General features: G+C 73.6%; 16 protein-coding genes. 4 read left to right on the top strand and 12 right to left on the bottom strand.

What is annotated here, in order from left to right; all coding sequences use genetic code 11:
- Positions 1 to 419: 419 nt before the first annotated feature.
- The 8 genes from ACIQGQ_RS11025 to ACIQGQ_RS11060 form a co-directional block, all read right to left on the bottom strand.
- A complete protein-coding gene (locus ACIQGQ_RS11025; RefSeq protein WP_402393472.1) occupies positions 420 to 1,040 on the bottom strand; it encodes a hypothetical protein in 621 nt (206 codons plus the stop codon).
- 147 nt (positions 1,041 to 1,187) lie between these two features.
- Positions 1,188 to 2,645 carry an adenosylhomocysteinase gene (gene ahcY / locus ACIQGQ_RS11030; protein ID WP_402393475.1) on the bottom strand — a complete coding sequence of 486 codons (1,458 nt, stop codon included), beginning with the start codon at positions 2,643 to 2,645 and terminating at the stop codon, positions 1,188 to 1,190.
- A 290-nt stretch (positions 2,646 to 2,935) separates the two neighbouring features.
- Positions 2,936 to 3,934, bottom strand: coding sequence for a cation diffusion facilitator family transporter (locus ACIQGQ_RS11035; RefSeq protein WP_402393477.1), 999 nt, complete (start codon positions 3,932 to 3,934; stop codon positions 2,936 to 2,938).
- A gap of 87 nt (positions 3,935 to 4,021) precedes the next feature.
- Positions 4,022 to 5,191 (bottom strand): mannose-6-phosphate isomerase, class I, encoded by a 1,170-nt coding sequence (gene manA / locus ACIQGQ_RS11040; protein WP_402393480.1) that lies wholly within the window; start codon positions 5,189 to 5,191, stop codon positions 4,022 to 4,024.
- 131 nt (positions 5,192 to 5,322) lie between these two features.
- The gene (locus ACIQGQ_RS11045; protein WP_402393483.1) at positions 5,323 to 6,459 is read right to left on the bottom strand and encodes an SIS domain-containing protein; all 1,137 of its coding nucleotides are present in this window, start codon (positions 6,457 to 6,459) and stop codon (positions 5,323 to 5,325) included.
- 49 nt (positions 6,460 to 6,508) lie between these two features.
- Positions 6,509 to 6,691: a Trm112 family protein gene (locus ACIQGQ_RS11050; RefSeq protein ID WP_352277050.1), complete on the bottom strand. Its 183-nt coding sequence runs from the start codon at positions 6,689 to 6,691 to the stop codon at positions 6,509 to 6,511.
- A gap of 102 nt (positions 6,692 to 6,793) precedes the next feature.
- Positions 6,794 to 8,164: a phosphomannomutase/phosphoglucomutase gene (locus tag ACIQGQ_RS11055; protein WP_402393485.1), complete on the bottom strand. Its 1,371-nt coding sequence runs from the start codon at positions 8,162 to 8,164 to the stop codon at positions 6,794 to 6,796.
- Between the two features lie 129 nt (positions 8,165 to 8,293).
- Entirely contained in the window at positions 8,294 to 8,671 is a 378-nt protein-coding gene (locus ACIQGQ_RS11060; protein WP_402393488.1) for a DUF3499 domain-containing protein, read from the bottom strand.
- Between the two features lie 321 nt (positions 8,672 to 8,992).
- Here ACIQGQ_RS11060 and ACIQGQ_RS11065 point away from each other — a divergent pair, with 321 nt between their 5' ends.
- Positions 8,993 to 9,421: a metallopeptidase family protein gene (locus ACIQGQ_RS11065; RefSeq protein WP_402393490.1), complete on the top strand. Its 429-nt coding sequence runs from the start codon at positions 8,993 to 8,995 to the stop codon at positions 9,419 to 9,421.
- An 81-nt stretch (positions 9,422 to 9,502) separates the two neighbouring features.
- On the opposite strand, the gene ACIQGQ_RS11070 is transcribed toward ACIQGQ_RS11065, so the two are convergent.
- From ACIQGQ_RS11070 to ACIQGQ_RS11080, 3 genes are all read right to left on the bottom strand, one after another.
- Entirely contained in the window at positions 9,503 to 11,038 is a 1,536-nt protein-coding gene (locus ACIQGQ_RS11070; RefSeq protein ID WP_402393493.1) for a DUF5719 family protein, read from the bottom strand.
- Entirely contained in the window at positions 11,035 to 14,823 is a 3,789-nt protein-coding gene (locus ACIQGQ_RS11075; protein ID WP_402393495.1) for a glycosyltransferase, read from the bottom strand. Before ACIQGQ_RS11075 ends, ACIQGQ_RS11070 begins: the two co-directional genes overlap by 4 nt.
- 448 nt (positions 14,824 to 15,271) lie before the next feature.
- Positions 15,272 to 15,535, bottom strand: coding sequence for a WhiB family transcriptional regulator (locus ACIQGQ_RS11080; protein WP_030927001.1), 264 nt, complete (start codon positions 15,533 to 15,535; stop codon positions 15,272 to 15,274).
- 723 nt (positions 15,536 to 16,258) lie between these two features.
- On the opposite strand from ACIQGQ_RS11080, the gene ACIQGQ_RS11085 reads away from it, so the two are divergent.
- The 3 genes from ACIQGQ_RS11085 (at position 16,259) to ACIQGQ_RS11095 (ending at position 19,127) form a co-directional block, all read left to right on the top strand.
- Positions 16,259 to 16,759 carry a cysteine dioxygenase family protein gene (locus ACIQGQ_RS11085; protein ID WP_366299267.1) on the top strand — a complete coding sequence of 167 codons (501 nt, stop codon included), beginning with the start codon at positions 16,259 to 16,261 and terminating at the stop codon, positions 16,757 to 16,759.
- Between the two features lie 98 nt (positions 16,760 to 16,857).
- A complete protein-coding gene (cofD, locus tag ACIQGQ_RS11090) occupies positions 16,858 to 17,814 on the top strand; it encodes a 2-phospho-L-lactate transferase (protein ID WP_402393499.1) in 957 nt (318 codons plus the stop codon).
- Positions 17,811 to 19,127 (top strand): coenzyme F420-0:L-glutamate ligase, encoded by a 1,317-nt coding sequence (locus tag ACIQGQ_RS11095; RefSeq protein WP_402393502.1) that lies wholly within the window; start codon positions 17,811 to 17,813, stop codon positions 19,125 to 19,127. Before cofD ends, ACIQGQ_RS11095 begins: the two co-directional genes overlap by 4 nt.
- A gap of 200 nt (positions 19,128 to 19,327) precedes the next feature.
- Here the strand turns inward: ACIQGQ_RS11095 and ACIQGQ_RS11100 are convergent, their stop codons facing one another.
- The gene (locus tag ACIQGQ_RS11100; RefSeq protein WP_402393504.1) at positions 19,328 to 20,347 is read right to left on the bottom strand and encodes a DNA-3-methyladenine glycosylase family protein; all 1,020 of its coding nucleotides are present in this window, start codon (positions 20,345 to 20,347) and stop codon (positions 19,328 to 19,330) included.
- Positions 20,348 to 20,355 lie beyond the last annotated feature (8 nt).

Consider the following 20,355-nt stretch of genomic DNA (forward strand, 5'->3'; position numbering starts at 1 on the left):
CCGACTCTATCAGACTCTTTCGAGTCCCGATTCCCGGTCGAAGCGGGTTTCGCTTTCCAGTTCCTCGCTTCCGCGATTCCCTTTCCGGCGGTTCCAACCTTACCAGACTCTTTTCCGTCCCGTTTCCGGTCCGAATTTGAATTCCGGTGACCCGCTGGAAGGTCTTTGCCTTTCGGCTGATCCGACTTTATCAGAAACATTCGGCCGGAAATTCGGCTTCCTGATTGATACAGGTAAGGATCGGTGGCTCCGCGGAAAATTCCGGCGAGAGCGAAGTAGACATTAACCGTTGCGATCGAACTTGTCCAGCTCGACGCAACCCGTAAAATCTACCTCCCCGCATCGGCTGTGTCAACAGCTTTTTTGGGGCAAGAGGAAGACTAGCAGGTCAGCAAGGGGGAACGCACATCAGGCACCGGCTAGCTCGACGGGGCCGGGGAGGGCGGGGAGTACAGGTCCTCGAGCTCGATGCCCGGGGCCGCGAGGACCACGTCGCCGGCGAGGTGGACGGTGTGCTGTTCGCCGGTGTCCAGGGCGATGACCTGGTACTCGTCCACGGTCAGGAGGCCGTTGTCAGTGGCGTGCGCTTCACTCTTCACCAGGGACCAGGACTGGTCGACGGTGCGGGGCGCGAGGACCGGGTCGGTGAAGGCGACCAGGCGGACGCGCGTCGCGGGGGAACCGGGGGTGAGGCGGAGCAGTCGTGCGGTCGCGACGAGGAACGCGGGCGAGGTGCCGGTGAAGGCGTGGGCGCGGACATTGCCCTCGGTGGCACGGATGCCGGCCGGGTCGGTGCGGACCCAGGTGACGCCGTCGAGGGCGGCGCCGCGGACCTGCCAGCTCGCGGCATGGAGTTCGAGCCGGACGGGGCGGCCGAGATCGTCGACGGTGAGATCGACGGAGCCGGTGTGCTCGCCGGAGGGACCGGTGGTCCGGGAGAGGTAGCGCCAGCCGGAGGGGCCGGGGGCGCAGTGGAAGTGCTCTTCACCGAGGGGGGTGTGATCGTGGAGATCGTGAAGCGAATATCGGCCGCGGGGCATGGGGTCCTTCGAGGTTCCTCGGGCTGAGCGGCGCGGGACGGGAGCAGGCCCCCGGCACGGGGGTGCGGGGGCCTGCTTTCTCGTAGCCGCTGGAGGCCGTTCCGTCCGTCGGCGGCCGCTGGGGGCCGGCGACGGACGGTGGCGGGATCAGTAGCGGTAGTGGTCGGGCTTGTACGGGCCCTCGACCTCGACGCCGATGTAGGCGGCCTGCTCCGGGCGGAGCGTCGTGAGCCTCACGCCGAGGGCGTCCAGGTGGAGGCGGGCGACCTTCTCGTCCAGGTGCTTGGGCAGCACGTAGACGTCGGTCGGGTACTCCTCGGGCTTGGTGAACAGCTCGATCTGGGCCAGGGTCTGGTCCGCGAACGAGTTGGACATGACGAACGAGGGGTGACCGGTGGCGTTGCCCAGGTTCAGCAGGCGGCCCTCGGACAGCACGATCAGGACCTTGCCGTCGGGGAACGTCCAGGTGTGGACCTGGGGCTTCACCTCGTCCTTGACGATGCCCTCGATCTTCGCGAGACCGGCCATGTCGATCTCGTTGTCGAAGTGGCCGATGTTCCCGACGATGGCCTGGTGCTTCATCCTGGCCATGTCGGAGGCCATGATGATGTCCTTGTTGCCCGTGGTGGTGACGAAGATGTCGGCCTGGCCGACGACGTCGTCGAGGGTGGCGACCTGGTAGCCGTCCATCGCCGCCTGGAGGGCGCAGATCGGGTCGATCTCCGTGACGATGACCCGGGCGCCCTGGCCGCGCAGGGACTCCGCGCAGCCCTTGCCCACGTCGCCGTAGCCGCAGACGACGGCGGTCTTGCCGCCGATCAGGACGTCCGTGGCGCGGTTGATGCCGTCGATCAGGGAGTGGCGGCAGCCGTACTTGTTGTCGAACTTCGACTTGGTGACGGCGTCGTTGACGTTGATCGCCGGGAAGAGGAGGGTGCCGTCGCGGTGCATCTCGTAGAGACGGTGCACACCGGTCGTGGTCTCCTCGGTGACGCCGCGGATCTCGGACGCGAGCCGCGTCCACTTCTGCGGGGACTCGCCGAGGGTGCGGTTGAGGAGCGTGAGGATCTGGGCGAACTCCTCGCTGTCCGCGGTCGACGGGTCCGGGGCGGCGCCCGCCTTCTCGAACTCGACGCCCTTGTGGACGAGGAGGGTGGCGTCACCACCGTCGTCGAGGATCATGTTCGGACCGCCGGTGGGGCTGTCCGGCCAGGTCAGCGCCTGCTCCGTGCACCACCAGTACTCCTCCAGCGTCTCGCCCTTCCAGGCGAAGACCGGGACGCCCGCCGGGGCGTCCGGGGTGCCGTTCGGGCCGACGGCGATGGCCGCGGCGGCGTGGTCCTGGGTGGAGAAGATGTTGCAGGAGGCCCAGCGGACCTCGGCGCCGAGGGCGACCAGGGTCTCGATGAGCACGGCCGTCTGCACCGTCATGTGCAGCGAGCCGGTGATCCGGGCGCCGGCCAGCGGCTGCGTGGCGGCGTACTCCTTGCGGATCGACATCAGGCCGGGCATCTCGTGCTCGGCGAGGGTGATCTCCTTGCGGCCGAAGGCCGCGAGGGAGAGATCGGCGACCTTGAAGTCCTGTCGGTTGGCGACCGTCGTCATAACGGGCTGCTCCTCGTAATGGGGTCGAGGCGGGCACGGATGGCTCTGCGGCGGCGGGCACACGAATGCCCGGGCGCTCGCAGCGCAGTCCGTCGGAGGCCCTCTCTCCCTCGGCCGGTCCGGGCGTTCGGACCGATCGACCGCCATCAGCAGCGACGTCTGACACTGCCGTCGAATCTACACCGGTCGGCCCGGCCGTTCCCAGTCGTCCCGGGTCCGGGAGCCGTGGGGCGTGACCGGAAACGACGGGGAGCGGCGGGGTGCGGCCGGGCCGGGGAAGGCGGGGAAGATCAGTGGCCGGGGTCGGCCGGCGGCTTCGGGGCGGCGTCGGGGTCCCCGCCCGGGGCCTTGGCCGGATTGGTGCCGGCCGCGGCGGCGGCCTCGCTGTAGATGTCCGGTTCCAGGTAGATGACCCGGGCGATCGGGACCGCCTCGCGGATGCGCTGCTCGGCGGCGTTGATGGCGTTGGCCACCTCGGTGGCCGTGTCGTCGTGCTGCACCGCGATCTTGGCGGCGACGAGCAGCTCCTCCGGGCCGAGGTGGAGCGTACGCATGTGGATGACACCGGTGACGGTGTCGCCGTCGACGGCCGCGGCCTTGATCTTCTCGACCTGGTCGGTGCCCGCGGCCTCGCCGAGCAGCAGGGACTTCGTCTCGGCGGCGAGCACGATCGCGATCACGATCAGCAGGATGCCGATGCAGAGGGTGCCGATGCCGTCCCAGACGCCGTCGCCGGTCGCGAGGGAGAGGCCGACACCGCCGAGGGCGAGCACCAGACCGATCAGCGCGCCGAAGTCCTCCAGGAGCACGACGGGGAGCTCGGGGGCCTTGGCCCGGCGGATGAACTCGCGCCAGGACAGCGAGCCGCGGGTCTCGTTGGACTCCTTGATCGCCGTACGGAAGGAGAAGCCCTCGGCGATGATCGCGAAGACGAGAACGCCGACCGGCCAGTACCAGGACTCCAGCTCGTGCGGGTTCTTGATCTTCTCGTAGCCCTCGTACACCGCGAACATGCCACCGACCGAGAAGAGGACGATGGAGACGAGGAAGGCGTAGATGTAGCGCTCGCGGCCGTAGCCGAAGGGGTGCTGGGGGGTGGCCTCGCGGCGGGCCTTCTTGGCGCCGAGCAGCAGCAGCCCCTGGTTGCCGGAGTCGGCGACCGAGTGGACGCTCTCCGCGAGCATCGACGACGAACCGCTGAACAGGAACGCCACGAATTTGGCCACCGCGATCGCGAGATTGGCGCCGAGCGCCGCCACGATCGCCTTGGTTCCGCCTGACGCACTCATCGGTGCCTGGTGTCCCTTCGTCGGTGCCGCGCCCTCGGCGCCGCGTTACGGCCGGACATTGTTGCAGCAGCCGGGGCGGGTGGTGCGTCAGACCACCACTGTGGCGCGGAACAGGGTTCCCGTACCGGACACTTCGACCTTTTCGCCTGCGGGTACGAAGACGGAGGCGCCCGGGGTGAGGTCCAGTGCGCCCGCCTTCGTGGTGCCCGCGGCGCAGAGCAGGATCTGCGGGGCGGCGCGGGTCAGGTCGACGGGGGCGGCGCCGGGGGCGAGGCTGAAGCGGGAGAGCCGGAACTCGTCCACGGGCGTCTCGTAGAGCTCCTCGCCCGAGGGGGCGGCCTCGGGGCGCAGGATGCCGGGGTCGGCGGCCTCGAAGCGGACCACGCGCAGCAGTTCGGGGACGTCGATGTGTTTGGGCGTGAGTCCGCAGCGCAGCACGTTGTCCGAGTTGGCCATGATCTCGACGCCGAGGCCGAAGAGGTAGGCGTGCGGGACGCCCGCGCCGAGGAACAGGGCCTCGCCGGGCTGGAGTTCCACGTGGTTCAGCAGCATCGCGGCGAGGACGCCGGGGTCGCCGGGGAAGTGACGGGCGATCCGGGCGTACGGGGCGTACGGGCCGCCGAGGGCCTCGGCGGCGGCCGCGGCGCGGTGCACCGTGTCGGCGGTCTCCGCCGGGTCGGCGCCGAGGATCGCGGTGAGGACCTCGCGCAGGGCGGCCGTCTCGGGATGGGCGCCGAGGAGGTCGACGTACGGCTTCAGGGTGTCGACGCCGAGGGCCGCCATCGTGCGGGCCGCCTCGGCGGGGTGGCGGAAGCCGCACAGGCCGGTGAACGGGGTGAGCGCGCAGATCAGTTCGGGCTTGTGGTTGGCGTCCCTGTACGTCCGGTACGGGGCGTCGACCGGGACGGACCGGCGTTCCTCGTCCGCGTAGCCCCGTCGGGCCTGGTCGAGGTCGGGGTGGACCTGGAGGGAGAGCGGGGCGCCGGCCGCGAGGAGTTTGAGGAGGAAGGGGAGGTGGGGGCCGAACTTCCGGACGGTGGCCGGGCCCAGTTCGCGCTCGGGGTCGGCGGCGATGACGTCGGTGAGGGACTGCCGGGTGCCGGTGCCGGGGCGGGTCAGGAGCGAGGGGGCACCGGGGTGGGCGCCCATCCACAGCTCGGCCTGGGGTTCACCGGTGGGGGCGGTGCCGAGCAGCTCGGGGATGGCCGTGGTGGAGCCCCAGGCGTACGGGCGCACCGTGTTGAGGAGCCGGTCCATGGTGTTCGTCCTTGTGGGATGCGCGGGTCGGGAGCATCGGAAGCCGTGGCACCGGCGGGTGCGCGGGAGTGGTCCGCGGTGCTGGTGTGGACACTGCGGGAACGAGGCGTCCACGGGGAGGACCGCAGGTGTCAGGCTTCGGGCGCGGAGGCGAGTGCGAGGTAGACGGCGGCGAAATCGGTGACGGCCAGCAGCTCGGCGAGGGCTTCGAGTCCGGTGCCCTCCTCGGGTTCGAGTTCGCTGATCGCGGTGGTGTGGCCGAGGGCGAGCTCGCGGGCGGCGGGGGCCGCGCTCAGCCCGCCGGTGGGGCGGTCGCGGAGCAGGACGACGCGGGCGTGCAGCGGGTCCGGCTCGTCGACCCGGTCGCGGAAGAAGTCGTCGGGGTCGGCGGCCGCGGCGAGGCGTCCGGCCAGCAGCGTGCCGTGGGCGGGCAGTGCCTCGGGCAGTTCGGCGGCGAGGGCCGGACGGCCGGCCAGCTCGGCCAGGACGGCGGCGAACCTGCGGCCGACCGGGCCGGCGGCGTCGCCCTCGGTCCAGATGAGGGGCAGGCTGTCGGCGAGCTCGGCCGCGAGGGTCTTGGCCGGGTTGCTGTAGGTGGCGACGGCCGGACCGCACCGTTCCGCCGTGCGGTCCAGGCGGTCGGCGACGCCCTGGAGCGCCTCGGCGGGGGCGGTGAGCAGACCGACCCGGTCCAGCAGCGCGAGGAGCGGGGTGAACAGCGCCCAGAGCGTGCCCGGACCGGCGGCCGAGGTCTCGGCGTCGTACTCGCCGTGCGGGGCGGTGGCCAGCGGGACGAGGAGGCCGCGCGCCCCGTCGACCGTCTCGCGCAGCGGCGACCGGCTCGGGGCCACGGCGACGACGCTGCTCCCCCGGCGGTACGCCTGTTCGGCGAGGAGGGCGAGGCCGGGCTCGGAGCCGTCCGCCGTGACGATCAGCAGCAGGTCCATGGGGCCGGCCCAGCCGGGCAGCGCCCAGCGCATCGCGCCCGCGGCGGGGGCGACCCCGGTGGGGTGGATGCGGGTGACGGGGGCGGAGGCCCCCGCCAGGGCGGTGATCAGGTCGGCGACGCCGGAGGCGGCGGTGCCGGAGCCCGCGACGAGGACGGCGCGGGGCCGCCCCTCCGGGTTCAGCGCGGGGATCCCGGCCTCGGCGGCGTTCCGGGCGGCGGTGCGGACCCGGGCCCCGGCCTCGGCCGCGCCGCGCAGCAGGCCGCGGCGGTCGGCCCGGGCCAGGGCCTGCGGGGTGTCGAGCAGCGACTCGTCGAGCATGGGGGCGGTCCTCCGATCACCTGCTGACACCGTGCGGGTACGGGCTCCGTTACGCGGGGCGGCGGGCCTCGTCGACGAGGAGGACGGGGATGCCGTCCCGTACCGGGTAGGCCAGGCCGCAGTCGGCGCCGGTGCAGACCAGCTCGGGGGTGTCGTCGGCCGTCCGGTCGTCGAGCGGGGAGTGACAGGCCGGGCAGGCGAGGATCTCCAGGAGGCCAGCTTCGAGCGGCATGGTCGGTTCCCTTCGGGCAACGGATCGGGCCACGTCAGCCTACCGCCGTGGGACGGGGGCTGCGGGGCGGGTCGAGGGGGGCGCGGGCGGTGCGGCCGGGCCTCAGGATCCGGCGCGGACCAGGGCCAGCACTTCGTCCCGTACCGCCGTCATCGTCCCCTCGTCGCGGGCCTCGACGTTCAGCCGGAGCAGGGGCTCGGTGTTGGAGGGGCGGAGGTTGAACCACCAGTCGGGGCCGGTGACGGTGAGGCCGTCCAGCTCGTCGGTGGTGACGCCGTCGCGGGGCGCGTAGGCGGCGCGTACGGCGTCGGTGCTGGCCTGCTGGTCGGCGACGGTGGAGTTGATCTCGCCGGAGCCGCTGTAGCGGTCGTACCGGGCGACCAGTTCGGAGAGCGGGCCCGGCTGTCCGCCGAGCGCGACCAGGACGTGGAGGGCGGCGAGCATGCCCGTGTCGGCGTTCCAGAAGTCGCGGAAGTAGTAGTGCGCGGAGTGTTCGCCGCCGAAGATCGCGCCGTGCTCGGCCATCTCCGCCTTGATGAAGGAGTGGCCGACGCGGGTGCGGACCGGGGTGCCGCCGTGTTCGCGGACGACCTCGGGGACGGTGCGGGAGGTGATCAGGTTGTGGATGACGGTGCCCGTGCCGCCGTTGCGGGCCAGCTCGCGGGCGGCGACCAGGGCGGTGACCGCAGACGGGGAGACGCCCGCGCCCCGCTCGTCGACGACGAAGCAGCGGTCCGCGTCCCCGTCGAAGGCGAGTCCGAGGTCGGCGCCCTCGGCGACGACGCGGGCCTGGAGGTCGAGGAGGTTCTTCGGGTCGAGGGGGTTGGCCTCGTGGTTCGGGAACGTGCCGTCGAGCTCGAAGTACATCGGTACGAGCTCGACGGGCAGACCGGCGAAGACGGTGGGGACGGTGTGGCCGCCCATGCCGTTGCCCGCGTCGACGACGACCTTCAGCGGGCGTACGGAGTCCAGGTCGACGAGGGAGAGCAGGTGCGCCGCGTAGTCGGCGAGCGTCTCGCGCGCGGTGACGGTGCCCGGGACGGCGACCGGGCGCGGGGCGCCCGTGGCGGACCACTTCTCGACCAGGGTGCGGATCTCCAGCAGCCCGGTGTCCTGGCCGACGGGGGCGGCGCCCGCCCGGCAGAGCTTGATGCCGTTGTACCGGGCCGGGTTGTGCGAGGCGGTGAACATGGCGCCGGGGAGGCCCAGGCTGCCGGAGGCGAAGTACAGCTGGTCGGTCGAGCAGAGGCCGATGAGCGTGACGTCCGCGCCGCGGCCGGCCGCCCCGCGGGCGAAGGCGTCCGACAGGCCGGGCGAGGAGGGGCGCATGTCGTGGCCGATCACGATCGCGTCCGCGCCCAGCACCTCGACGAACGCCGCCCCGAACTGCTCGGCGAGCGCCTCGTCCCATTGGTCGGGCACCACTCCGCGCACGTCGTACGCCTTCACGATCTGCGCCAGATCAGCAGCCACGGCCGGTCCTCCTGAGATTTCTGCGGACCGCCCAACCTACCCGGGCGCGCGTCCCCGCCCTGCTCAGGGAGGTGTCCGGAGGTATCGGGAGGTGCCTGGAGGCATCCGGCCAGGAGGTGCGGACTCCGGTCAGGAGTCGGGGGAACGCAGCACCCGCAGATGGCCGCGGCGCGCGACCTCCATCGGATCGGCGGTGTGCGGGCCGACGCCCCGGGCGTCGGCCGGGCGCTCCTGCGGACGCGCCGCCTCGCGCACGGCGTTGGCGAGCGCTTCGAGGTCGTCACCGCTGGGGCGGGTGGGGGCGGAGGGGTCGGTGAGCCGGACAACCTCCCAGCCACGAGGGGCCGTCAGCCGCTCACTGTGCTCGGCGCAGAGGTCGTAGCAGTGGGGCTCGGCGTAGGTGGCGAGCGGGCCGAGGACCGCAGTCGAGTCGGCATAGACGTACGTCAGTGTCGCGACGGCAGGGCGGCCGCACGCGGTGCGCGAACAGCGACGTACAGGGCTCACGGTATTGGACGTTACCGCACTCTTGAACGGGCTGCGACGACTCTCCCCCAGCTCACCCCACCGTGTCGCCCCGTCAGGCACCTCCCCAACGCCTTCCGGACAACTCTTCTGACCTGCGGAGGGACACGGAATCGCAGGTCCGGCCGACCTCGCTCCCCGCCTTCATTCCATACAAAAGGCGCCATACAGCATGAGATCAACGGTCAGGAGCAGGGCCGGAAACGAGCCCTTGGTTGGCCGGATTGTTCAGGATTGGACATGTCATTGCCCTGCGCCCGTCCCGTCCCCCTGGCGCGCGCGGAGGGTTACCCTGCGTCAGTGATGGACAGCCCCGTACCTCCCCGCCCGTCCGAGCCGCGCCCGCGCCACCGCGACCGCCACGGCCGCGGCATGCGGGGTCCCGTCGCCCCGCCCCAGGTGCCGCTCTCGGTCAGCAGGGCGGAGAGCTTCCGCGATCTGGTGCAGGACTCGGTGGAACGGCTGGAGCGGCTCTGGCCGCAGCTGGCCGATGTCGACTTCATGGTGCTCGACGTGCCGGGCCCCCAGGAGGAGACCGTGCCGCTGGGGCAGTCGCTCTCCGCCGAGAAGGACCGGCCCGCGCAGATCGTCGTCTACCGGCGGCCGGTCGAGATCCGGGCCAAGAACCGCGACGAACGGGCCCTGCTGGTGCACGAGGTCGTGGTGGAGCAGGTCGCCGAACTGCTGGGGCTCGCGCCGGAGTCGGTCGATCCGCGGTACGGGCAGGAGTAGCCGGGAACGCCGAGGGGCGGGCCGGTCGTGCCGGTCCCGCCCCTTTCCGGTGGCTCCGCCGCCCGGCGCTCGCCCGTCCGACTACTCGTCGAGGACCGAGAGGTCCTGCCGGGCGGCCGGCACCTCGACCGTGCTGCGGTCGTCGGGAAGGGTCTGCACGGTGAACATCTGGATGCCGCCCTTCGGCAGGGTCAGCGTACGGGCGGCGTGCACCGGGCCGCCGGACTCCGTCTCGACCGTCAGCGCGTAGCCGCCCTTGAGGCCGGACGGTACGGGCGGGGTGACCGCCAGCGTCGTACCGGCCTTGACCGTGTACTTCTTGACGGTCTGTTCGCCGCCCTTGCTGCCCGCCGAGGCGGTGACCTTCACGGTGGCGTCGGCGGTCGGGGCGGTGAGCGAGAGGGTCGAGCCCTTGTCGCGGTTGTCGGCCACGGTCGCCCGCGCGCCCACCGGGCCGGTGGCCGGGATGTAGGCGATCTCCTGCTTGTCGCCGGAGCCGCGGACCACCCGCAGGGCGGCGACCACCGGGGTGCGCTTCCCGCTCTGCACGGGGGTCAGCAGCAGGGAGCCGGCCTCGCCCTTGGTGAGGTCCTTCAGGTCGACGCTCGCGGTCATCCGGGACTTGACATGGAGCGAATCGTGGCCGACCGGGGAGATGGCGCCGGTCTTGCCGAGCAGCCTCACCTTCAGATCGGCGTCGTCGTCGCCGGGCGCGAAGGCCACCAGGCGGACCGAGGTGGCGTCCGCGGGGATGCCGGGGAGGACCAGGGTGTCCGTCGGGCCGGTGGAGGCGGGCAGCCAGTCGCTCCCGGCCGTCTCGTCCGAGGCCCGTACGACCGCCGCGACCCGTCCGGTGCGGGTGGTGACGTGCACGGTGACGTCGTCGGCGGCCTGGCTGGTCAGCGTGGAGATCAGGACCGGCACGCTGGAGCGGGCGGGCACCGTGATGCCCTCGCCGACGTCGGACTTGAGGGAGCCGTCCGGTCCGTACAGCTCGATGTCGGCGACGGCCGCGGTGTCGTCCGGGTTGGTCAGGTGGACGTAGTCCTCGCGGGACTTCGCGGTGCTCGCGGCCGGGATCCAGAAGCCGGTGTCGGGCGCGGTGCAGCTGACGCCGAGCAGGCCCCGGCCGGCGCCCGCCTCGACCACGGTGGTCTCCTGGGCGGCCCAGCCGGGGGCCAGCCGGCCGGTGGCGGTGCCGACCAGGGCGGGGCTGCCCGCGCCGGACGCCTCGGCGGTGACCGGCTTCCCGGGCTCCTTGAGCGCGACGACCGGCTTGCCGGGGGCGTCCTTCTTCCCCTTGTCCTTGCCGTCGTCCTTCTTCCCGTCGTCCTTCTTGCCGTCGTCGAGATCGGCCGAGGCGGACTTGTGGAGGTCGGCCGAGCCGGCCGGGCCGCCGGAGCCGCCCGCCGGGGTGAAGGCGGTGTAGGTCGTCTCGGCGAGCGGCGAGAGGCCGGAGGACGGGCAGAGCAGGCTGGTCCGCTCGACCGGGAGCCGGGCGGCGGCCTTCGCCGGGGCCGCGTCCGCGGTGCCGTCGGGTGCGGTGAGCGCGGCGAAGGCGGTGACGGCCGCGAGGGCGGCGGCACCCGCGATGAGGGACAGGCTGGGGGTCTTCACTCGGACTCGCCTCGCGATGCGTTGCCGGTCGGCCACGGGTTCTGGCCCGGGGTCGGGTTCTCGTCGTGCGGCTGGGGTGCCTGCTGCCCGTACGGGGCCTGCGGGTCGTACGGCTGGGGGGCGGCCTGGTAGCCGTACGGGTCGTAGGCCTGGGCGTTCTGCTGGTACGGGTCGGCGGCGAGGTGGTCCTGCCCGGTGCCGTACGCGTACGGCTGCCCGTCCTGCTGGTACGGATCGGCCGGGTACTGCTCGCCGCCCTGGTACTGCTGCGGGTAGCCGGTGTCCTGGTACTGCGGGGCGTCCCAGGTGCCGTACTGCTGCTGCGGGACCGCCGCGTAGCCGTCCTGCCCGTCGTCACCGTGACCGGGCGCGGGGGGCTCGGCGGGGTGCGGGTACTCCTGCGACTGCGGGAACTCCTGGGCCTGCGGGAAGTCCTGTGCCTGCTGGGCCGGGATGTACGGCTCCGCCGTCTCCCCCGCCTCCTCGGCCCCGCTCTCCGTGCCGTTCTCCGCCTCGGCCTCGGCCTGGGCGGCGGCGCGCAGCCGGCGGGCCCGGCGTCCCTCGCCCGCGACCGGCTCCGCGGGGACCGGGGCGGTCTCCTCGGGCAGGTCGTCGTCGATCTCCCGGCGGCGGCCCGGCAGGGCGAGCACCAGCAGGACGACGGCGAGCGCGGCCTGGGTCCAGATCCAGGCGGTGTGGGTGAGCGGGGTGTCGTACGTGAGGTCCAGCGTGCCGCCCTCGGTGGGCAGCTCGAAGCCCTGGGCCCAGCCGTCGACGGTCTTCGGGGTCAGCGTCCGGCCGTTCAGCGTGGCCTTCCAGCCGGGGTCGGCGGCGTCCGCGATCCGCAGCGTCCGGCCGGAGCCGCCCGCGGGGATCTTCGTGTGCGCCTCGACGGGGAGGGAGCCCACGGGCAGCTCCTCGCCGCCGGTGCCGGACGGGACGATCATGACGCGGGCGACCTGGCGCTCCACCCGCCACAGCGCGCTGCCGTCGAGCTGGCTGAGCCGGCTGAGCCCGGGGGTCGCGTCGAGGACCCGGCTCATCCGCTCGGGGGCGCCGTCGCGGACCAGTACGTATCGGATGGCGAAGCCGCTGAGCTGGCTGCCCTGGTCGGCGCCGGAGCCCGCGACCAGGTTGGCGACGACCTTGTCGAGGTGGCTGTTGCTGCCGCCCGCCTCGGTCAGTTCGGCGTCGCCGAGGCGGCCGCCGGAGCCCCGGACCAGGGTGTACGCGACGGTGCCGGGCGAGGTTCCGCCGAGGACCAGGGTGCGCGGCTGGTCGCGGGTGGCGCTCTCCTCGGCGACGAACGCGGGCACCTGGACCGGGTCGCGGCGTTCCAGTGGTCCGTCGGCGCCGCCGATCATCCAGCCCGCGGCGGCCACCACCGGGGCGAGCCCGGCGGCCAGGGCGATCAGCGCGGCGACCGGCTGGCGCCAGCCGAAGCTCAGCTCGGCGACGCGGATGCGGGCGCCGTCCGCGCCGACGAGCGCGGCGGCGATGAGCGCGGTGCCGTAGACGAGCGTGGCGGGTCCGGCCCAGTGCGATCCGTTGGTGAGGGCCGCGAAGACGAGGGCGACCAGCGCGACCGCCCAGGCGGTGCGCACGGCGAACTGCCGCTCGCCGCGCAGCAGCGCGGCCAGGGCGGCGAGCACGATGCCGAGCAGCAGCACCCCGCCGGCGGCCCTGGGGCCGCCGGGGCTGAGGGAGAGCAGGTCGAGCGCGGAGGCGCCCCCCGTACCGATGTCCCGGCCCGCCTCCTCGAAGAAGCGGGACGGTTCGGTGAGCAGCGAGAGCGACCAGGGCGCGAGGACGAGCAGCGGGGTGCCGAGCGCGGCGAGGAGGCGGAGCCCGTACGCGACGATGTCGTCGCGGCGCAGGGCGAGGACGCCGAGGCCGAGGACGGCCGCGAGCGGCCAGACGACCGGCGTGAACGCCATCGTGAAGGTGAGGAGCAGGGTGTACGCCCAGGTGGCGCGCCAGCTGCCGCGGGTGCCGTCGGCGGACCGCAGCCCGTACGCGGCGACGGCGGCGCGGGCGATCAGCGGGAGCAGTACGGCCAGGACGGCGGTGCCGAGCCGCCCGGTCGCCAGGGCGCCGGTCGCGGCGGGCAGGAAGGCGTACGCGACGCTCGCCCAGGCGCGCAGGAGGCGCGAGGGGAGCAGCGGCCGGGAGGCGAAGTAGGCGGTGAGCCCGGCGAGCGGTACGGAGCAGACCAGCAGCAGGGTGAGTGCGAAGCCGGTCGAGCCGAGGAAGAGCGCGGAGAGGCCCGCGAGGACGGCGAGGTAGGGCGGGGCGGTCTGGGTGCCGCCGGTGTTGACGGTGTGCCAGGCGTCCGCGTAGCGGCCCCACAGGTCGGAGACGTCGGCGGGGGCGGGCAGCAGGGCGCCGCCGGTCAGCGATCCGCCGCCGAGGAGGTCGCGGCAGGCGACGAGCGAGACGAGGAGGAGGACGGCGAAGAGCACCGGGCCGGGTTTGCGGCCGATCCGCTTGAGCCGGGCGAACTGCTCGATCTCCAGGAAGTCGGCCTCGTCGCCGCCGGGGCCGGACTCGACGGCGCCGTGCCGGGAACCGGTTTCCGCGTCGGAGCGGCTGCCGAGGTTCCCGGCCACCTGCTCGACGGTGGCGCGGACGGTGGCGCCGGGCGGCGGGAAGAGGCCGCGCAGCTCGGCCTGGTCGACGGCGCCCCTGCCGCGGGCGCGCCGGGCGGCGAGGACGCGGCCGGGGCGCAGGAGGGTGCCGAGGAGTCCGGTGACCTCGTCGAGCGCCTGGCCGGGGACCTTGCCGACGAGGTAGGCGAGGGTGCGCAGGAGGGTGCCGACGACGATCCTGAGCAGCACCCAGGGCAGCACCTTGGGGCGGGCGTTGACCAGCATCGTGTAGACGGCGCCGGCCTTGTCGACGCGGTGCGGGGAGGCGACGGAGCGTCCGACGCAGTCGATGGGCCGGCGTTCGCGGGCGGCCGCCTCGGCGTGGCGCAGGACGGCGTCGGGGGCGATCAGGACCCGGTGTCCGGCGACGTGGGCGCGCCAGCACAGGTCGACGTCGTCACGCATCAGGGGGAGTCCGCGGTCGAAGCCGCCGAGCTCCTCCCAGACGTCGCGGCGGATCAGCATGCCCGCGGTGGAGACGGAGAGGACGGTGCGGACCTGGTCGTGCTGGCCCTGGTCCTGTTCGCGGCGGTCGAGGCCGGTCCAGCGGCGGCCGCTGTTGGCGATGGAGACGCCGACCTCCAGCAGCTGCTTGCGGTCGTACCAGCCGCGGAGCTTGGGGCCGACGATCGCGGCGTGCGGGTCGTCCTCGACGACGCGCAGGAGTTCGGCGAGCGCGTCGGGCGCGGGCGCGCAGTCGTCGTGGAGGAGCCAGAGCCACTGCACGGGTTCGCCGTGCGGCAGCTCGGGCATCTCGTACGCGTCGTCGCGCCAGGTCCTGGTGACGGGGTCCCAGCCGCTGGGGCGCTTGAGGTACGGCAGGTCCTCGGGGGTGAGGACGCCGGCCGTGCGGACCGCCTCGTCGACGGCGGTGCCGAAGCTCGTACGGCGCGCGAGGTGCAGGACGCGGTCGGCGCCGAGCGCCTCGGTGACCAGTCGCGCGGAGTCGTCGGCGCTGCCGGTGTCGGCGGCGACGACGTTCTGCGCGGGGCGTTCCTGTCCCAGTAGTCCGGCGAGCGCGTCGGGCAGCCAGCGCGCGCCGTCGTGGGCGACGAGCACGGCGGTGACGACGTGCCGGGGGAACTCTGGGGCGGTGGCGGCCGCGTACGGCGCCGCCGATTGGCTGTGCACGGACATCGAGGTACGGGCCCTCCGGCCGGGTCCGGGGGCGTCTCCCCGGGGGCTGCATCGGTGTACGCGCGCGCCCCGGCGGGGCGTTGGCGCGTCTCGGACGGGGCCCCACACTAGCCCGTGCGGATCACCCCGGTGGCGCCGAGCGCGGGAAGGCGGCGGTGGCCGGGCGGCACCGGAGCGGTGCGCGGGTACGGCGACGGCCCGTCACCTGCGGGCGGGCGCAGGGGGCGGGCCGTGGTGGGTACGGGATGCGGACGGCGGCCGGTACGGGCCGGACGGCGGCGGCTGCCGGCGGCTGCTCCGGAGGGCGGCCCGGGTCGTACGGGCGCCTTCTCCGGAGGGCGGTCCTCTCCGGGTTCGAGCGGCCTTCCCCGGGCTCAGGAAGCCCGTGCGGCGGCCCGCACCGCTTCCTCCGTGCGGCGTGTGGAGGCCGTGGGACCCCTGTGGCGGCTCACACCGCGGCCTTCTTCAGGCGGCGCCGCTCCCGCTCCGAGAGGCCGCCCCAGATCCCGAAGCGCTCGTCGTTGGAGAGGGCGTATTCCAGGCATTCGGACCGGACCTCGCAGGCGAGGCAGACCTTCTTGGCCTCGCGGGTCGATCCGCCCTTCTCGGGAAAGAAGGACTCGGGGTCGGTCTGGGCGCACAGTGCGCGCTCCTGCCAGCCGAGCTCCTCGTCCGCGTCCTCGACCAGCAGTTGCTGGAACAGCTCGGTCATGTGCGCCCCTCGTCTGTCTCTCGCGTCCCCGTGATGCGGCCGTCACTGTTCGCGGCCGAACGACACGAGTGAAATTACAAGTGTGTAGCTTCAGGCCAGTCAAGCGAGGTTCTGCTATTGGCCCGGGTATTCACCCTGCGGAACCACACCTAGACGGAAAGTGTGCATATAACCAAAAACCTGACATATGCCACCTCGCCTGTCACACCCGCTCCTTCTTCCCATCTCCTTCTCACCCAGTGAGACGACGCGGACGGCCCCGATGTTTCGATTCGATCACCGAAGCGATCAAGATCACATTCGGGTCACGGAGCCTCAGGAAGGTTTCCGGGCACGGCCGATGCGCCACATCTCCGCCCCTCTGACCGAATAAACCTTTCTGCATCCCGGGTGGCCGGATGGGGTGAACCACCGCACGGCGCACCGGGCACCGAGTTGACATCGGCCGATCCGGCCGGTCACTCTCGACGCATGCCAGCGACCGCCGCGATGTACGCCGCCCACGTCCGTGGGTTCCGCACCGCTGCCCCGACGCGCTGTTGCTGTTCCAGCTGTCACAGCTGTTGATGCCCCCGGGGCCCCGGCTCTGATCCGGCCCCTCCCGCAGCACCCTCTCCGCACCTCCGCGCAGGGCCTCCGCCCCTCCGTCCGCGCTCCCCGCGCGGTAGGCACCGTGGCCCCGCGCCCCGCACACGCCCCCCATGCCGAGGAATCACCGCATCCATGAACAGCGACAGCGACCTCCAGATCGCCGGCGACATCCTTGAGGTCCAGCACCTTCTCCAGCCCGCCCGGGAGCACCCCGTCACCGTGGCGGAGTTCGCCGGGCTCGCCCGTTCCGTCGCCGCCGACCGCGCCCGCTGGGAACCGCTGGTCCGGTACGACGCCACCACCCGCTGGTACCACCGGCTCGGCACCGGGCCGGGCTACGAGCTCTGGCTGCTCAGCTGGGTGCCCGGTCAGGGCAGCGGGCGCCACGACCACGGCCGGTCCTCCGGCGTGCTGACCGTCCTGGACGGGACGCTGACCGAGCGCACCGGGCGCGCCGCCCGCTCCCTGGCCCCCGGCGCGCAGCGGGTCTTCGCGCCCGGCTATGTGCACGAGGTGGTCAACGACTCGCTCGAACCGGCCGTCAGCCTGCACGTCTACTACCCGGGGCTCACCGAGATGCCGATGCACGCCGCGCGGTGCGCCGCCGCGGCGGACGCCGTGACCACCGTCTGACGCCGTCGCCCCCGCCGGTCCCGGGGCCCGCCGTCGGCTCCGGCCGCCCGTCCGGTGCCGCGGCGACGACTGTCCGTGCTGCCTGACAGACTGTCCGCATGCGCATTGTGGTTCTGGCCGGCGGTATCGGTGGTGCTCGTTTCCTGCGTGGCCTCAAGCGGGCCGCGCCCGACGCGGACATCACGGTGATCGGCAACACCGGCGACGACATCCATCTGTTCGGGCTGAAGGTCTGCCCCGACCTCGACACCGTGATGTACACCCTCGGCGGCGGCATCGACGAGGAGCAGGGCTGGGGGCGTACGGACGAGAGTTTCCAGGTCAAGGAGGAGCTCGCGGCCTACGGCGTGGGCCCCGACTGGTTCGGGCTCGGCGACCGCGACTTCGCGACGCACATCGTCCGTACGCAGATGCTGGGCGCGGGCTACCCGCTGAGCGCCGTCACCGAGGCGCTCTGCGCCCGCTGGAAGCCGGGCGTCCGGCTGCTGCCGATGTCCGACGACCGGGTCGAGACCCATGTCGCGGTCGATCTGGACGGCGAGCGCCGGGCGATCCACTTCCAGGAGTACTGGGTGAAGCTGCGCGCCTCGGTCGACGCGCAGGCCGTCGTGCCGGTCGGCGCCGAGCAGGCCAAGCCCGCGCCGGGCGTCCTGGAGGCCGTCGCCGAGGCCGATGTGATCCTCTTCCCGCCGTCCAACCCCGTCGTCTCGGTGGGCACGATCCTCGCCGTGCCCGGGATCCGGGAGGCGATCGCCGAGGCCGGGGTGCCGGTCGTCGGCCTCTCCCCCATCGTCGGGGACGCCCCGGTGCGCGGCATGGCGGACAAGGTGCTCGCCGCGGTGGGCGTCGAGTCGACGGCCTCGGCCGTGGCCGCGCACTACGGCTCCGGACTGCTGGACGGCTGGCTCGTCGACACGGTGGACGCCGGGTCGGTCGCCGAGGTGGAGGCCGCGGGCATCCGCTGCCGCGCCGTACCGCTGATGATGACCGACGTCGACGCGACGGCCGAGATGGCCCGGCAGGCGCTGGCCCTGGCCGAGGAGGTACGGGCATGACCGCCGGGGCGGACGGGGCGCCCGCGTACCGGGTCTGGGCGCTGCCCGGGATGCCGGAGGTGCGGGCCGGGGACGATCTGGCGAAGCTGATCGCCGTCGCCGAGCCGGGCCTGGCCGACGGCGACGTCCTGCTGGTCACGTCGAAGATCGTCTCCAAGGCGGAGGGCCGGATCGTCGAGGCGACCGACCGCGAGGCGGCGATCGACGCCGAGACGGTACGGGTGGTGGCCCGGCGCGGCACGCTGCGCATCGTGGAGAACCGGCAGGGCCTGGTCATGGCCGCGGCCGGGGTCGACGCGTCGAACACCCCGGCCGGGACGGTGCTGCTGCTCCCCGAGGACCCGGACGCCTCGGCGCGGGCGATCCGCGACGGGCTGCGGGAGACCCTGGGGGTCGAGGTCGGGATCGTCGTCACGGACACCTTCGGGCGCCCGTGGCGCAGCGGGCTGACCGACGTGGCGATCGGGGCGGCCGGGGTCCGGGTGCTGGACGATCTGCGCGGCGGGACCGACGCGTACGGCAATCCGCTGAGCGCCACCGTGGTCGCCACCGCCGACGAGCTGGCCGCCGCCGGCGACCTGGTCAAGGGCAAGGCCGCGGGGCTGCCGGTCGCGGTGGTGCGCGGGCTCGGCCAGGTGCTGGACCCGGCGGATTCGGCCGGGGCGAGCGCGCTGCTCCGGGGCGCCGAGGGCGACATGTTCCGGCTCGGTACGTCGGAGGCGGTGCGGGAGGCGGTGACGCTGCGGCGCACGGTGCGCGAGTTCACCGACGATCCGGTGGACCCGGGTGCGGTGCGGCGGGCCGTTGCGGCGGCGGTGACGGCGCCCGCGCCGCATCACACGACGCCGTGGCGGTTCGTCCTGCTGGAGTCCGAGGAGTCGCGGACCCGGCTGCTCGACGCGATGCGGGAGACGTGGATCGCCGACCTGCGCCGGGACGGGAAGAGCGAGGAGTCGATCGCGAAGCGGGTGCGGCGGGGCGATGTGCTGCGCCGGGCGCCGTATCTGGTGGTGCCGTGCCTGGTGATGGACGGCTCCCACACCTACGGGGACGAGCGGCGGGACACCGCGGAGCGCGAGATGTTCGTGGTCGCGGCGGGGGCCGGGGTGCAGAACTTCCTGGTCGCGCTGGCGGGCGAGCGGCTCGGCTCGGCGTGGGTCTCCTCGACGATGTTCTGCCGTGACGTGGTGCGCGAGGTGCTGGACCTGCCGGGGTCGTGGGATCCGCTCGGCGCGGTGGCGGTGGGGCGCCCGGCGGCTCCGGCCGCGGACCGGCCGGAGCGGGACGTGGCGGAGTTCGTGACGGTGCGCTGAGAGCCTGCCGGGTGGCCCCGGTGCGCGCGGGGTTCCCAGGGCGTGTCCGGCGCATCTGGGGCGGGCAGGTCGCGGCGTCGGGTGCGGTGCGTCGCAAGACGCCGGGGCGTGTCCATGGCAGAGATCCGGGGGCGTTTCGGCAACGCCGCGAGGTGCCGTGCCGGACGCCGCGGCCCCGGCCATGATGTGCCGGACACGCCCTACAGGCTCGCGATGTCGCCCCGGGTCATGCGCGGGGCGCGGCGCGGCGGGGTGCGGCCGGAGAGCAGGACGAGCCGGGTGGCCCGGTGGCGCTGGCCCTCGTACGGGGCGAGCAGGGCGAGCATCTCCGCGTCGTCGGCGTCCCTGCGGTCGGCGAGGGCGTGGCCGACGATGCCGGGGAGGTGGAAGTCCCCGACGGTGACGGCGTCGGGGGCGCCGTTGGAGCGCTGGAGGGTCTCGGCGGAGGTCCAGGGGCCGATGCCCGGGACGAGCTCCAGCCGGGCCGCGGCCGCCGGGAGGTCCATGGCCGCCGCTTCCTCCAGCCGCCGGGCCACCCGTACCGCGCGCAGGATCGTGCCGGAGCGCTTGGCGTCGACGCCCGCCCGGTGCCACTCCCAGGACGGGATCAGGGACCAGGTGCGGGCGTCCGGCATGACGTACAGGCCCAGCGCGGTGAACGGGGCGTGGCCGGTGGGGCCGGGTGCCGGGGTGCCGTGCGTCCGGACCAGGTGGCGCCAGGCGCGGTACGCCTCGTCCGTGGTGACCTTCTGCTCCAGGATCGACGGGATCAGCGACTCCATCACCAGCCCGGTGCGCAGCAGGCGCAGGCCGGGGCGGCGGTGGTGGGTCAGGGCGAGCAGCCGGTGGCGCGGGCGGAAGGCGTCCGGGTCATCGTCGGCGCCGAGCAGTGTCGGGAGCCGGTCCAGCAGCCAGGGCCCGCCGGGGCCCCAGGCCGCCGCCTCGATCCGGCCGCCCCGGTCGGCGACGCGGAGGGTGCCGGGTCCCTCGGGGGTGCGGCTGGCCCGCCAGAACGTGCCGTCGCCGGTCATCCGGTAGGTGGGGTCGGCGGGGCCCCGGCGCAGCGGGCCGAGGACCAGGCGCAGGTCGAGCGGGCCGGGCGGGGTCCAGTCGCGGGTGAGGGCGTCCGCCGCCGGGGCCGCCGCCTGGGCCGCCTGGCGCGGAACGGCGGCGCGCGGCGTGCCGCGGGGAAGGCCGCGGGGGGCGAATCGTCCTGCCACGGGTCGGG

The organism is Streptomyces sp. NPDC092952 (genome assembly GCF_044754785.1).
GTDB lineage: Bacteria > Actinomycetota > Actinomycetes > Streptomycetales > Streptomycetaceae > Streptomyces.